The sequence below is a fragment of the Trueperaceae bacterium genome, from assembly GCA_031581195.1.
Lineage (GTDB): Bacteria > Deinococcota > Deinococci > Deinococcales > Trueperaceae > SLSQ01.
Genome location: JAVLCF010000060.1, coordinates 1 through 14,695 on the forward strand (window position 1 = coordinate 1; position 14,695 = coordinate 14,695).

Below are 14,695 nucleotides of genomic sequence, written 5' to 3' on the forward strand. Positions count from 1 at the left end.
GCGCCGCGCACCCGCAGGAAGCTCCACCTCGTGTACGACCTGGCCCCCGGCATCGACCACCTCCAGCGACGTCGCGGACGTCCGCGGGGCGAAGGCGACGTCCAACGCGTAGGCGCCCCCCGCACGAGGGGCGTCCGGTACGTCGATACGCAAGCTGGATGCGCCCGACGGGGCGACCTGGGCATCGGCCGAAACGCGAACGGTCGTGGAACCCCCCGCCACCCGTCGCCTCCATGCCACCGCGTCCTCCACGGGAACGTCGCGGGTGTCGAGAGCTCGGGCATCGACGTGAAGGGGACCGGACCCGCGGTGCAGGGCGGCCCCCACCTCGATGGCCTCGGGGAGGGTCGCGACGACCGCATCGGTCCGCGCCTTCCAGGAGCCGGAGTCGACGACGGGGGATCCCACGACGACGTCGACGGTCCGCCACGTCGCCCTCCGACCGAACGGGCCACCTTCCGCCGGTACCGCCTCGCTCCACGGGGTGCGGATCGACACCCACGTCGCCGCCGGCGTCGCGAGGAGGCTCGGAACGAGGGCCAGGGCCATGAGCGCGGGAAGGACGGCGCCGACCCCCAACGCCACGCCGGCGAGCCACCGCGTCGAAGGCGCGCGCGCCGGACCGGCCCACGCGCGACGTGCGTCCCGCAGGACGATGACGGCATCGAGCCCCAGGAGACCCGCGGCGATGGCGAGCCACCACCGCCACGCCGCCCACCCGTCTCCGGCGACGTCGGGCAGTGGGCGGCCCGACGCACCATCGGCATCGACGCTCCCCGGCCGATCGCGGGCCGTCGCCCCGTACGCGGCGAGGGGAACGACGGTGCCGTCTGCGAAGCGAAGTTCGTACGGGCCCGCCCGGGTCGGCGTGAAGGCATGGGAAAAGGCACCCGGTGGCCACACCCGGTCGATGCCTGCCTCCTCTACGCCGTACAGCGCGTCGCCGGTCGCCATCGTGTCGCCCGAGGCATCGACGATCCGCCAGCCCCCACCGTACGCCGACGTGGGCAAGGGGCAGGGACGCGCGACGGCGCACGCCCACCCTTCGCTCACCGGCGTGGATCGGGCCCACGCCACGAACGAGGCGACGAAGGCAGGGAAGCTTGGGCGTGCCGCCCAATCACCGTCGTCGGTCCCGAATCCGACGGCGACCTGGCGACCGACGTCCGTGGTTCGACTCCACGCCAGGACGTTCCCCTCCATGCCCACGAGGGGACGGGCGCCATCGGGAAGGCGCAACGGAGTGACGGTGTCGAGCCCGAGATCCGTGGCGTCGACCTCGCGCATCAGCGGGTGTCCGGGCGCCACGGTCCGCGGGGTCGTGGTCGAGATGGCGGCGCCGCGAACGTAGGTGCTCGGCGGCTCTCCGAGCCACAGGACCGATCCCGTCCCCGGATCGACGCCGGGCCCCGTGGCGATCACCACGTCGAAGGGCGGAGCGTCGCGCTCGGTCGGAAGCGCGTCGAGGGGCACCGTCCGGACGCCGTCGATGGCCGCCAGGGCAGCGAGCACCGCGGGGTCGGGCGGACCGACGACGGCGACCCGCGTCGGTACGGTCCCGGGATCGACGACGTGCCATACGGCATCGTCGACGGGGTGCACGCCACCCTGCACGGTGCGCACCTCGACCCAGCCGATCCCGGGAAGGTCGACGATGACCTCGAACGAGACGCGCTCGTCCGGTCCCACGTCGACCTCGGTCTCGGCCCACGGAAGGGCGCTCGTCGCGTCCATCGACCGGTAGCGGACCTGAACGTCGACGGTCGTGCCCGGATCCACGCCGCTCGCGTGCACGTCGCCCTCGACGACCCACCGTCCGGCCGGCGAAGCGGCGGGGCGGACGGTGACGTTCGCGAGCCCGACGTTCGGTCCCGACCCCGCGACCGTGAAGCGCTGGACGTCGGCGGTGAGCTCGGGGTCGGAATCGTGCAGTGCCGCATCGATCGCGTCGCGCGTTTCCCCCGTCGATACGATCTGCACCTGGGTCGCCTCGGCCGGGTTCGACACCGCCGCGGCCAGCGCGACGGCGTCGCCCCAGGCGGGGGTCGTGTCGTCCGGCCGGAGGCCCGCGACCCGCGCGGCAAGCTCGGCGCCCGCCGGGCGCCGAGCCGCGACCAGCGTCGCTTCGTGTCCTACGCGCACGATCGTGAGAACCTCACGCTCGGGGGCACGCTCGATCGTGCGGCGCAACCAGGCGAGGCTCGCGCCGAAGCGCGTCGGCTCGACGTCCGTCGCGCGCATGGCGTGGGACGCGTCGAGAAGGACGATCCGGTGCTCGACGACGTGGCCTCCGCCGCCCGTGGGTCCCGCCAGCGCGAGGACCGTCGCCGTGACGATGGCCAGGTGAAGCCAAAGGCGTGGCCGACGCCATGGAATGCGTCGACCGGCCGACCTCCCCTCGCGCGTGGCCGCGACCTTGCGCCACAGGAACAGGCTGGCGGTGCGGTGGCGTCCGCTCCGGAACGCGTGAAGCGCGACGACGAGGGGAAGCAGCGCCAGGAGCGCCAGCGCTCCGGGGGCCAGGAAACTCACGTGACGAGGCCCATGCGTTGCCACCGAGAGAGGATCTCCGACGGGTCGTCCCGATCGGCGCGAACGCCGAACCAGTGCCCCTCGGCGCGCAGCACGGACGCGCGGAGTTCCGCCTGCCACGCCTGCACGACCTCCTGGTAGGCCTGCACCGTGCCCTCGTCCACGAAGCGGTCCAGGACCTCGCCCGTTTCGACGTCGACGAGGCGGGCCCAGCCCCGCACGTCGGCCTCGGGCGTGACGTCGGTGCGACCCAACACCTGCAGCGCCAGCAACGCGTACCCTTGCGCGCGCCAGACCCGAATCGCGTCGTGAGCATCCTCCATCAACCAATCGCTGACGACGACCACGAGGCCCCGACCGTGCATCCGGTCGATCGATGCCCGGGCGATGGGCTCGAGTCGCTCCGTTCGCCCGCCCGGCGTGACTTGCGCGAGGCGTTCGAGCGCGTCGTCGATCATCGCGACGCGCGTCAGCCGTGGCCCTGCCTCGAGGCGTCCCGCCTGCGCGGTCAGGAGCGAGACGTGGTCACCCCCCTGGAGCGACACGAGGGTGCACAGCGCCGCCACCTGCTGGGCGGTACGCCACTTGTCGGCATCCCATCCCATCGAGGCCGACGCATCGAGCAGCACGTGCACGCGTAGGGCTTGCTCCTGCGTGAACTGTCGAATCACCGTGCGACCCAGCCGGCCGTAGACGTGCTTGTCCAGGTGGCGAACGTCGTCCCCGGCCTCGAACGCCCGGTACTGCGCGAACTCGATGCCCGGTCCGAGCGCGTTGCCCGCTCGCGTGCCGTGCCCCACCTCCGCGTGGATCCCGGGGGCACGCCATTGCAGGCCCTCGGCGCGCGCCCGCAACGATGCGGGAAGTAGGGCGCTCATGCGTGGGACGCCACCACCGAGTCCAGAAGGGCGCGTACGACCGCGTCGGTGGTGACGCCGTCCGCTCGCGCCTCGAAGTTCATGTGGATCCGGTGGCGCAGGGCGGGGCGTGACACGCCACGCACGTCGTCGACGGCCACGGCGTGGCGCCCCGCCAAGAGCGCGCGCGCCTTGGCGGCCAGGACGAGGGACTGCGCACCGCGGGGGCTCACGCCATGGCGAACGTACGTCCGCACGAGGTCGGGAGCCTCCTCGAGATCGGGTTGCGTCGCGCGCACGAGGCGCGTCACGACGTCGACGATCTCCGTGGACACCGGGACGTCGCGCGCCCATCGCTGGACGTCGAGCACGTCTTCGGGCGTCAGCACCTGCGGAACGTCCGCGACGTCGTTGCCCGTCGTCGTCTCGACGATCCGAGCCAGTACCTCGCGCGGTGGGAACGGAACGTCGATCTTGAACAAGAACCGATCGATTTGCGCTTCGGGCAGAAGGTAGGTGCCTTCCATTTCGATGGGGTTCTGCGTGGCCAACACGAAACAGGGCACCGGAAGCGGGTGCTCGGCACCCATGACGGTCACCGTCCCCTCCTGCATCGCCTCGAGGAGGGCGGCCTGGGTCTTCGGTGTCGCGCGGTTGATCTCGTCGGCCAGCACCATTTGCGCGAAGATCGGACCGGGCTGAAAGCGGGGCTCCATGGTGCCGTGCTCGCTCGGAGTGAGCGAGAACGTCCCGGTGATGTCGGCGGGCATCAGGTCGGGCGTGAACTGCACGCGGTTGGACGCCAACCCGAACACGCGTCCCAAGGTCCGGACGAGGAGGGTCTTGCCCAGTCCGGGCGCACTTTCGATGAGGACGTGACCCCCGGCGATCAGGGCGATCAGCACCTCGTCGACGGCGTTCTCCTGCCCCATCACGACCTGCGCGATCGCGTCCCGGCCTCGGTGCAGGCGTTCCAACGTGGCGTGGAGCGCCTGCGCGTCGGCGTCGCCGGCCCCGGGCACGGGGCCTCGGGGATCCCCTTCGTAGGTCATTCGTTCACCTCGTTCGTATCCGCGCGGGCGTGGGCGTCGCGCTCCGTGACGGCGGGAAGAAAGTAGCGGCGGACGACGTCGCGCTGGGTCCAGCCGAGCGGCCGACGCGTCGCATCGGTTTCGTCGGCGCGAACGAACGTCCTTCGCTCCGCCTGCGGGGTCGGCGAGCGCGCGGCGTCCGGTCGTTCGCGTGGAGCGAGCTGCATCTCGACCCTGCGGCCCTCGGCGTCGTCCCGCGAAGCGAGCGGCGTCACGTCGACGGCCGCCTCACCCCGTTCGAAGGCCGAGGGCGTCCCCTCCCCGCCCATCGAGCCGTCGCCCACCCCGTCCCCGGCCGCCTCCGAGGATTGACGCGCATCGCCCGCCACGTTCCCCGCCGCTTCGCCCTGCACGCGCGCCATCGGCTCTCGCCCGGGGTCCCCCTCGCGGGCGTCGCCCCCCTCGACGTCGGCGGCGTTTCCGTACGGATCGCGCGAAGCGTCTTGGGCCCCTTCCGACGGGGACCGCGTCGCGTGCTCGGCCTCTCGAGCGTCGGCGCGTCGCTGCAGCACGTCCGCCAACCGCTCGAGCGGAGACGCCGGGGGTGTGCGGCCGGCGTCGCCCACGTCCCATGCGTCCCGCGCGATCCGCTCTCCCGGCGTCGCGGTGGGTTCGTCGTCGACGCGCGAGGTCGGGGTCCCCGAGGCGCGGGCGTCGGGCCCCTGGGGGCCGCGCAAGGCCTCGCGTACGGAGTCCTCGAGCGTGCCCCCGGTGCGTTCGACCGCGTCCTGCAGGTACGCCAGGGCATCGCTCAGGCGTGCGTCGGCCTCGTCGGCATCGATCGTTCCGTCGCGAAGATCGCTCGAGACGTCGGAAAAGGCCTGCGCGACGGCGCGCAGGTAGGCGTCGCGTTCGGCGACGGGTTCGCTCGCCAGCCGGTCGGCGATCGCTTCGGTGAACGAAATCGTGTCTTCGAGGGCGTCGCTCGTGACCGAGCGCAGTGCCGGCCCCTCGCCACGGAGGACCGTCTCCGGGGCCGGCGCCGGAACCGGAACGGCGAACGCGACGACGGCGGTGACGCAGGTGCCCGCGAGCACGAGTCGGTGGGCCTGCGGCGCGGTGGGTCCGACGTGATGCGAAAACGTGTGCTGCGCGAGCCAGCCACGCACGTCCTCGAGAAGGAGGCGGGCGACCGTGGAGCCGGGCCGTGGCCCCCAACGCTCCTCCACCTCGAACGCCGTGGAGAGGCGTTGCTGCAGACCCGCACCGTGGTCGACCCTTCGCGCGATCGTCGACAGCGTGGGTCGACGGGCGACGTAGGCGAGCAGGACGGCGAGCCCTGCCACGAGGCCTCCCGTCACGGCTACCGTCGCCGTGAGCTCGAGATGCGTTTCGGACCAGGCTGCACCGCGAGCCCCGGTGACCCAGCGAAACGGCCAGGAGGCCGTGGTCGCAAGGCCCGCTCCGACGGCTGCTGCGTACACGACGTGGCGAAGCACACCCCGCCACCAAGCGCGACGCATGCGCTCCAGCGCCGGTCGCACGTGGTCGACTGTCGTCGGAGCATCCTGCACGAGCGAACCACGGCTCCCCTCTGGGTCGAAACGCGTGACGCGTCGACGGACCGTGCCCCCGATGGGCTGACGTGACGAAGCACGACGAGCGTATCACGGGACGTTCGTCCCGATTTTGCGTGCCGGCTCGTGCGGGTCTGCGTCACGCGCCGCTCGGCGCCCGACGTCACGGCCGCAGGGGCGTCGCCGGAAACGTGGGGGCGGACGCGTCAGCCTTTGAACGACCGCGCCATGAAGACCGCTGCCACGACGGCGGTGACCAAGGGAAGGAGGAACGTGACGGAAAGGGTGGCCGTCAGGGGGAGCTGCTGGAAGCCCAGAAGGAAGTAGCGCATGAGGTCCAGTTGGTAGCTGACCGGGTTCGCGTAGACGAGCGTCTCGATCCACCACGGCAGCTGCACGACCCACCCGCCGCCGATGGCGTAGACGCCGACCTCGCGCAACTCCTCGCGCAGCGCCTCGGGAATCTGCAGGAAGCCGACGCCACCGATGATCCCCTTGAGGGGAAAGATCGACCCCGAAAGGAAGTACAGCGGTTGAATGACGCCGTTCGAGATGCTGCCGAACCCCTCGAACGTCTTCATGCGCGAAGCGATGATGACGCCGAGCGCCGTGATGAAGAGCCCCAGGAAGAACATCACCAACCACGCGCCCAGCAGGCCTGGAAGGCTCAGGGGCACGCCGACGACCGGCGCGAGAAGCAGCGGGATCGATCCCTGGACGAGCGCGATCGTCGCCCCACCGAGGAGTTTTCCGACCGTCACGGACAGCATCGGGGCGGGCGACACGATCACCTCGCGAAGGAGGCCGACCTCCCGGTCCCACACGAGAGCGATCGCGGCCTGCAACGACGAGAACAGGATGTTGAGGGTGATGACGCCGGGAAGGATGTACTGCGCGTAGCTGTACCCTTCGATCTCGCGAAGGGCGGCCCCGAGCCCGAACCCGAGAATGAGGAGCCACAGGACGGTCCTCGAGACCCCCCCGAAGATCTGCGATCGGTCGCGCCGGTAGCGGAGAAGCTCGCGCTTCCACATGACCCACACCACGCCCGGAACCAGGCGCGCGTGACGGCGTGGGAGCCCGAGGCGCGTCACCGGGAGAACTCCCCTCCACGATCGGCGTACGACTTCATCAACGCTCGCGGCCCTGCGGCCTCGTCGCGCAATTGGTGCCCCGTCAGAGCGAGAAAGACGCCTTCGAGGTCGGTCGCGTTCTCCGAACCGGCGATCAGATCCGCCGGAGATCCCAACGCCACCAGCGACCCGCGGTCGATGATGCCGACCCGGTCGCACGCTTCGGCTTCGTAGAGGTAGTGCGTGGTCATGAGCACCGTCATGCCCTCCCGACGCAGGGCATCGATCCGTTCCCAAAGGTGCTTTCGTCCCTGAGGATCGAGGCCCAACGTCGGCTCGTCCAAGAACAGGACGCCGGGACGATGCATGAGGGCCCGCGCCAACTCGAGGCGGCGCTTCATCCCCCCCGAGAACGTCCGGACGCGGCGGTCGGCGGCATCACGCAACGACGCCCACGCGAGGCTTTCCTCGACCCGGTCCGCCCGCTCGCGCCGGGGCACGTCGTAGAGAACGGCGTGGATGTCGAGGTTCTCGCGCGCCGTGAGTCGCTCGTCCAACGCCGGGTCTTGGAACACCAGTCCGAGCGCTCGACGGACCTCCTGCGCGTCGTCGCGGACGTCGTACCCGAGGACCGAGGCGCGACCGAACGACGGTTCGATCAGCGTCGTCAACATGTGCAGGATCGTGGTCTTGCCCGCCCCATTCGGTCCGAGAAGCCCGAAGAACTCACCTCGGCCCACCCTGAAGGACACCGCCTCGACCGCCGCTACGTCTGCGTAGCGGCGGCCGAGATCGGTGCATTCGATGGCAGCCACGTCCTGCTGCGACAACGTCAGCCTCCCAGAACCCTCCCCGCGCTCGAGAGGTTGCGAACGAGGTCTTGGCACGTCTCCGAGGGGTTCTCGGCACGTTCGACGTCGTCGCCGTCGTCGTCGCCTTCCTCGTCCTCCTCTCCACCGTACCCGAGGGCGGCAAGGCTGTCCACGACGGCCTCGTCTTCGGCCGACGCCACCAATGCCAGGACGTCGGTCAGGTGGGCGTCGTACAGGTCCCCGACGATCACCACGTGTTCGAAGGCGAGGGCGTCCTCCCCCGCCGCGAAGGCCTCGCACGCGGGTGCGGCGACCGTCTCCAAATGGCGTGCGAGACGAGCCGCATCGCGTCCGGGGTAGAGGGCCGCATCGGCGACGGACTCGATGATGCCGACCAGGCTCTGTGCCGGTGCCTCCGCCTCCTCGGGGTTCGAGGGGAAGACGTCGGGAAGCGTCGCAGCGGGGTAGATCTCCTCGAGGGTCGCCAGGTACTGATCCGCGAAACTCGCTTGATCGTCCGATGCCGCGGATGCCAACTCGCCCCACAGCGCCTTCACGCGTTGCAACGTGGCCCAGCCGAGGGGGTACATCCAAGGCTCGTCCTCTTCGATCGCCTCCTCGACCCCTTCGGCGACGCCACCCTCGGCCAGCAGCAGGTCGGCCGCGACCGCGGCGACGTACGCCGGTTCGGTGCGGACGTCGGCCGGGAGGACGCTTCGGCTTGCCTCCTCGAGCGTCCCGCGGACGGTTTCGACCAGATCCGTGAGGTCCTCGCCCCGCTCGAAAGCCGCCTCGATCGCCTCGACTCCGTCCTCGAGCTCGTGGGCCAGATCCGGCGCCGACGCGTTCAGCGTGCCCCCGAAGCGAGCCATGTCTTCCTCGAGGCCTTCGATGGTTTCGTCGAGCCCTTCGGGCGCCACGCCGTACGTGGCGAGGACGAGCAGGCGTGCATCCATCAACTCGAGACCGAAGCCCCGGCTCTGCACCACGGTGCGTTCAAAGAAGGGGTCGGAGGCGTACTGCGCGTGCACCGTTCCCGCGAGGGCGACCAGGACCCCCACGAGAAGGGCCGCGGGCCGGCGGAACATCGTCGGAACGGCGGTCATCGGGCCGGCACCACGCCGATCTCGGCGGAGTGGGCCCCGCGGCCCGCCTGAATCTCGTCGACGACGCAGAGGCACTCCGCGTCGATGACCGAGACGCTGTCGGACAGGCCGTTGGCGGTGTAGATCTTCTCGCCGTCCGGCGTCACGGCGATGCCCCACGGGCGCCGCCCCATCCGTTCACGAATCGTCGCGATGACCTCGTGCGTATCGGTATCGATGACGTACACGGCGCTGGTCCCCCCACCGGCGACGTACAAGCGACCCCGGTTCGGGTCGACCTGCATCTCCACCGGGCGCGAATCCAAGCCCAGGTCGATCGTCTCGACCACGCTGTGGCTGGCGACGTCGATCACCGAAATGTTGCCGCCGATTTCCGCGGAGACGTAGGCGACGCTGCCGTCGCTGGAGAAGTCCACCTCCCGCGGCCGGTTGCCGACGAGAACGTGCGTGACGACCTCCATTTTCTCCGTGTCGATGACCGTGACGGTGTGCGTCGCCTCGGCCGTGATGTACGCGAACCGGCCATCGGGACTGACCGCGACCCCCTCCGACTCGATGCCGACCTGGAAGATGCCGAGTTGCTCGCCGGTCTCCGCGTCGTACCCGGCCCCCTGCGCCGTCGCCTCCAGCGCGGCCCACACCTGTCGGCCGTCCGGGCTGATCGCGACGCGTTCGGGATTCCCCCCGGCACGAATCTCGGTGACGACCTCGTTGCTGCGAACGTCGATGGCGAGAATCTTGTCCTCGGGGGTCTCCAGAACCGGATTGAAGTCGCTGATGGAGGCGTAGATGAGGCTTCCGTCCGGACTCACCGCCATCCCTCGCGGCCGCACTTCACCGGGACGTCCGGAGATGCTGATCGTGTCGATCACTTCGTCGTTCTCCGAATCGATGACGGTGATGTCGGCACTGAACTCGTTGGCGACGTAGACGCGGTAGCTGCCCGTCTCCTGCGCGGCCGCCAACGGGAGGCACGCGAGGACGAAGAGGGCGAGGGTCGTCCACGCCCACGACCGCCGAGGCGGCATGCGAGGGACGAAGCGGGGCGGGTCGGGTCGATCCATGATTCACGTCTCCTTTCGCGATGGGCGTATCGAACCCCATCGCCTGGGGGTCATCGGGAGGTGCACCGGGAGCGTTCGGCCAGATCGCCGATCTGATCGAGCCGTTCGTTCGGGTCGGTGCCCGGCAGGTAGATTGCGGGAAGTTGGCCCACCAGCAGGCCGAGTCGGAAGGGATCGGTCTCGTCCGCACGAATCTCCACGAGGTACATCGACTGGCGCATCTGTCGATCCCAGGGTCGGATACTCGTACCGATCCCCTTCCACAAGTCGAAGACCTGCCCTTCGGTGTTCAAGCGGTCCAGCACGACGCTCGGATCCGACGAGCGTTCGAAGAACGCCATCTCGTAGAGAATTTTGACCGCCTGGTACGTCGCCCAGGCGGGCGGCTCCATCGGGTCCCCGAAGCGCGCGAGGTACCGGGCGTTGATCTCCCGTGCGCCGTAGGCGTCCAGCGTCGCCTCGAACGCCAGGATGCGCGCCTGCGCCCCGAGATCGGGCGCCGCCTCGCGGGCCGCGAACATGAAGGCCCGCGATTGCGCCTCGAGATCCGGGTGGCCGGCGACGACGGTCTGCACGCCCGCCTCTTCGAGAGCCCCGAGCCACGCGACCTGGTCGGCGGCGGGCATCAGCAGGACCAGAACGTCGGCCTCGGCCGCATCCACGCGACGTCGAAGCGTCTGCGCATCGGGTGCGTCCGACGCCGCGACCGCGTCGACGATGCGCGCGCCGAAATGACGTTCGTCCAGACTCCAGCGCAAGCGGCGGAGGAGGGCGTCGCCTCGCTCGTCGTCGGAGCGAACGACGAACCAACGACGGAAGCCGGAACGCACGTACCACCCGGCCATGGCGTCGAGGTACATGGCGTCGCTCGGTTCGAGATGGAACGTCGTCGGCCGGCACCCCTCGTTCCGGAGGTGGTCCGCGGACTCGCCGGCATTGACGAAGGCGATGCCGCGCTCGTGAGCCCAGTCGGACAACGCCTGCGCGACGTCGAGCCCTCCCCATCCCCCGACGATCGCCATGGCACCTCGCTCGTCGACCAGGGTCCGCGCCGCCGCGAGTGCACTCTCGACGTCGGACGCAGCCTCGATCGGGACGCTGAACTCGATCCCGAGCATCGATGCGTTCATCGTGAACTCGTCGAGGACCATCTCATGGCCCTGGCGCACGGCTTCGTCGACCGCGGCATCGAACGCATCTCCTTGCGGACGATCCGGAGCGACGACGCCGATCACGACGTCGAGGTCGCTTTGCGCATGCGCGCGCAACGCGAATGGGAGGACGAGCAGGGACACGACGAGGATCCGCATCGCGAACGCCCAGCCACGCAGCGCCGAATCGTTCATGTCGAAGGCCTCCTCTCCGACGACGCTTCGCGTGTGCATCGGCCGACCCCGTGCGGCACGCCGCGGAGGGTGGCCGTGGCCCGCGCGAGCCGTGTACCGTCACCCCGAAGGGGATCGGCACGGCGCCGGACGGATCCACGAGGCGGATTGCGTCGTCGGGCGGAGGGTAGCGCCCATCCGTAAGCGTCGGATAAGTCCGGTCCGGGGAGGAACGCATGCACATCGTGCTGATGGAGGACGAGCGCGACATTGCCGACGCCATCATCGACGTCCTCGAGAACGACCGGTTCGACGTCGTTTGGGTCCGGACGCCCGAGGAGGCTATCGAGGCGTTCGTCGAGCGTGACGTCGCCGCCGCCGTTCTCGACGTCATGATCGGATCCAACCTCGACGCCGGCTTCGATCTCGCGCGGCACTTGCGAGAGAGCGGCTACCCAGGCGCCATCTTGTTCCTTTCCGCTCGCGACGCGACGGAGGATCGCGTTCGCGGACTCGACTTGGGGGCCGACGACTACCTCGCCAAACCGTTCAGCCTCACCGAACTCGCGGCGCGCGTGCGCGCCCTGACGCGGCGAGCGGTCGGGCAACGCGCGCCAGGGATATCGGTGGGCGACGTCCACGTCGATCTGACCGCGCGCTCGGCATCGAGACAAGGGCGCCCGGTCGACCTGAGCCGGAAGGAGTTCGAAGTGCTCGAATGGCTGGCCCTCCACCGGGAGCGCACGGTGCCGACCCAGGAGCTCGTCGAAGGGATTTTCCCATCGGCGGCGTCGGGAGCGGCCGTCGTGCGCGTGTACGTCCGGCAACTTCGTCAGAAACTCGGTCGTGACGTCATCGCCACCGTCCGCGGCGGCTACCGCGTCCGCGACCCGTGAGCTTCCGCCGAACCGTACTCCTGACCCTGGTCGGGATCGTCCTTGCCGTCACGGGGCTCGAGGCCCTGTTCGATCTGGCGTGGGAGGCCCGACGAAGGGCCGCGTTTCCCCCAGGGTTCGACGCCGTGGCTCCCGAATCGTTCGACGCCGATCTCGTCGCCGACCTGCTGGACGTCCCCATCGTCGTTGCGGTCGCGCTCCTCGCGGCGCGGTGGCTCACGCGCCGCATCAGTGCTCCGATCGAGCGATTGACCCGCGCCGCCAACGCGTTGGCCGAGACGGAGCGCTCGAGCTCGGTCCCGGTACCCGCTGGAGACGACGCCCTCTCGGACCTCGCCCACGCCTTCAACCGCATGAGCGCCTCGGTCCACGAGTCGCTGGAACGCGAACGGGCCTTCACACGCTACGTCTCTCACGAACTTCGAACGCCTCTGACGGCCTTGTCGGTGCAGCTCGAACGCGCCGAGCTCGGCTTGGTCTCCGCGGACACCGCCCTCCCGGCGGCCAGCCGTCAGGCGCGTCGCATGCAGGAAACGTTGGCCGTCCTCCTCGACCTCGGACGCGCCTCGCGCCGTGAACTGGTGCCACGCCCCCTTCGCGACGTCATCGACGACGTTCGCGCCGACGTTCCCGAGACGGAGATTCGATCGCCCGCACCCATCCCGAACGTCCGCGTTTCGGACGCCCTCCTGCTGTCGCAAGCGCTTCGCAACCTCATGGAGAACGTGGCCCGCCACGCGACGGGGGTCGCCGACGTCCGCGCCACGATCCGGGGGCGCGAGCTGGACGTGGTGATTTCCGATTATGGGCCCGGCATGCCGGAGGCCGCGAACGGCTCGCAGGATGCGCAGGACGTGGGCGGGAGCGGTCCGGACGTCGGTCGTGGTCTGGGGCTCGCCCTCGTGCGAAGCATCACCGCGACGCTAGGGGGCGAACTCCACTTCAACAACCGCCCCGACGGCCTCGACGTATCCCTGACGGTCCCCCTCGTCACGCAAGGGGGGTCGGAGTCCTGACGGCCCTTCGGTAGACCGGAATGCACGGCGGGACGGTTCGTCGCGACGGCGTCGTCGGGGTGTCATTCGTTCTCCGACGTCGCCCGCGTCACTCCAGGAAGTCCCGCAACTTCCGGGTGCGGCTCTCGTGGTACTTGAGTTTGCGGAGCGCCTTGTTTTCGATTTGGCGGATGCGTTCGCGGGTCACCCCGAAGAACTGCCCGACCTCTTCGAGGGTGTGTTCGCGACCGTCGACGAGGCCTTTGCGCATCTTCAGGACCTGCGCTTCGCGCTCGTTGAGCTTGTCGAGGGCGTCCTCGAGCTCCTCTCCGAGCATCGTCTTGCTGGCCTCGTCGATCGGGCTCTCGATCTGGTCGTCGGGGATGAAGTCGCCGTAGAAGCTGTCCTCCTCGTCCCCGATGGGGGTCTCGAGGCTGAACGGCTCGCGCGTCAACTTGAAGGCCTCCTCGACCTTCTCGCCGTTCCATTCCGGCCCCATCGCGTCGGCGATCTCGGCGTAGGTCGGTTCGCGGGAGAGCTCCTGCTGCAGTCGCCGGCTGGCGCGCGTGAGTTTGTTGATGGTCTCGACCATGTGCACGGGGATGCGGATGGTCCGCGACTGATCCGCGATGGCGCGGTTGATCGCCTGCCGAATCCACCAGGTGGCGTACGTCGAGAACTTGTAGCGGCGTCGGTACTCGAACTTCTCGACCGCGCGAATGAGGCCCTGGTTGCCCTCCTGAATGAGGTCCAGGAAACTCATGCCGCGCCCGTTGTACTTCTTGGCGATGCTGACGACCAGGCGCAGGTTCGCTTCGATGAGGTGCTTGCGGGCCAACTCGCCGTCCTCGACGATGCGCTGCAGCCGCCGCCGCTCCCGGGCGTCCAACGTCTCCCCGACCTCGTCCAGGGTGGCCGACGCCGCCTCCCCCTCCTCGATGCGGCGGGCGAGGCTGATCTCCTCCTCGAGCGTCAGCAGCTTCACGCGGCCGATCTCCTGCAGGTACTGCCGGACCGGGTCGTTCGTGCGCACGCGGGCGTCCGCCATCGCTTCGGCGCGAGCCTCCATGGCGGCGATGCCGAGCGGGCCGTCGGGATCCATCTCCTCGGGCTGCAGCTCCTCCTCGTCCTCCTCGTCCTCGATCACTTCGTCCTCGGCGAGGTCGACGATCGTGACGCCCTCCTGCTCGAGGCGCTTCATGAGGTCTTCGAAGTGCTGATCCTCGGGCTCGAGCCCGAGGCCCGCCAGGGCCCGGTTGAATGCGCCGGAGATCTCCTCGGTATCGAGCGACCCCTGTTCGCGTCCGAGCGTGAGGAGGGCGCGGATCGGCTCGGTGTCGAGCCAGATCGGTACCTCGCGCCCCTGCGTGTCGACCTCGGTCGCCGTCGCGGCGGCGCCGTCCGGCGGCGCGTCGGACCCCTTCGGC

Annotated in this window: 12 protein-coding genes; 2 read left to right on the forward strand and 10 right to left on the reverse strand. The window is 69.8% G+C overall.

Annotation, left to right across the window (positions count from 1 at the left end; all coding sequences use genetic code 11):
* From RI554_06945 to RI554_06985, 9 genes are all read right to left on the reverse strand, one after another.
* A partial coding sequence (locus tag RI554_06945) for a BatA domain-containing protein (GenBank protein ID MDR9391751.1) occupies positions 1-2,532 on the reverse strand: 2,532 nt, incomplete at its 3' end.
* Positions 2,529-3,410 carry a DUF58 domain-containing protein gene (locus RI554_06950; GenBank protein ID MDR9391752.1) on the reverse strand — a complete coding sequence of 294 codons (882 nt, stop codon included), beginning with the start codon at positions 3,408-3,410 and terminating at the stop codon, positions 2,529-2,531. The genes RI554_06950 and RI554_06945, both read right to left, overlap by 4 nt.
* Positions 3,407-4,411 carry a MoxR family ATPase gene (locus RI554_06955; protein ID MDR9391753.1) on the reverse strand — a complete coding sequence of 335 codons (1,005 nt, stop codon included), beginning with the start codon at positions 4,409-4,411 and terminating at the stop codon, positions 3,407-3,409. The genes RI554_06950 and RI554_06955 overlap by 4 nt, the downstream gene beginning before the upstream one ends.
* Positions 4,412-4,437: 26 nt before the next feature.
* Positions 4,438-5,766, reverse strand: a complete 1,329-nt coding sequence (locus tag RI554_06960) for a hypothetical protein (GenBank protein MDR9391754.1) — start codon at positions 5,764-5,766, stop codon at positions 4,438-4,440.
* Between the two features lie 437 nt (positions 5,767-6,203).
* Positions 6,204-7,031 (reverse strand): ABC transporter permease, encoded by an 828-nt coding sequence (locus tag RI554_06965; protein ID MDR9391755.1) that lies wholly within the window; start codon positions 7,029-7,031, stop codon positions 6,204-6,206.
* 56 nt (positions 7,032-7,087) lie between these two features.
* Positions 7,088-7,885 (reverse strand): ATP-binding cassette domain-containing protein, encoded by a 798-nt coding sequence (locus tag RI554_06970; GenBank protein ID MDR9391756.1) that lies wholly within the window; start codon positions 7,883-7,885, stop codon positions 7,088-7,090.
* A 17-nt stretch (positions 7,886-7,902) separates the two neighbouring features.
* Entirely contained in the window at positions 7,903-8,988 is a 1,086-nt protein-coding gene (locus tag RI554_06975; protein ID MDR9391757.1) for a hypothetical protein, read from the reverse strand.
* On the reverse strand, positions 8,985-10,052 hold the full coding sequence (locus RI554_06980) for a beta-propeller fold lactonase family protein (protein ID MDR9391758.1): 1,068 nt from the start codon (positions 10,050-10,052) through the stop codon (positions 8,985-8,987). Before RI554_06980 ends, RI554_06975 begins: the two co-directional genes overlap by 4 nt.
* A gap of 50 nt (positions 10,053-10,102) precedes the next feature.
* Complete coding sequence (locus RI554_06985; GenBank protein ID MDR9391759.1) at positions 10,103-11,398, reverse strand: ABC transporter substrate-binding protein; 1,296 nt, start codon at positions 11,396-11,398, stop codon at positions 10,103-10,105.
* 215 nt (positions 11,399-11,613) lie between these two features.
* Between RI554_06985 and RI554_06990 the strand changes: the two genes are divergently transcribed.
* Together RI554_06990 and RI554_06995 are read left to right on the forward strand one after the other, a co-directional pair.
* On the forward strand, positions 11,614-12,273 hold the full coding sequence (locus RI554_06990) for a response regulator transcription factor (protein ID MDR9391760.1): 660 nt from the start codon (positions 11,614-11,616) through the stop codon (positions 12,271-12,273).
* Complete coding sequence (locus RI554_06995) at positions 12,270-13,289, forward strand: HAMP domain-containing sensor histidine kinase (GenBank protein MDR9391761.1); 1,020 nt, start codon at positions 12,270-12,272, stop codon at positions 13,287-13,289. The genes RI554_06990 and RI554_06995 overlap by 4 nt, the downstream gene beginning before the upstream one ends.
* Positions 13,290-13,377: 88 nt before the next feature.
* Here the strand turns inward: RI554_06995 and rpoD are convergent.
* Positions 13,378-14,695, reverse strand: a 1,318-nt coding sequence (rpoD, locus tag RI554_07000; GenBank protein MDR9391762.1) for an RNA polymerase sigma factor RpoD, incomplete at its 5' end; no start/stop codon positions are given.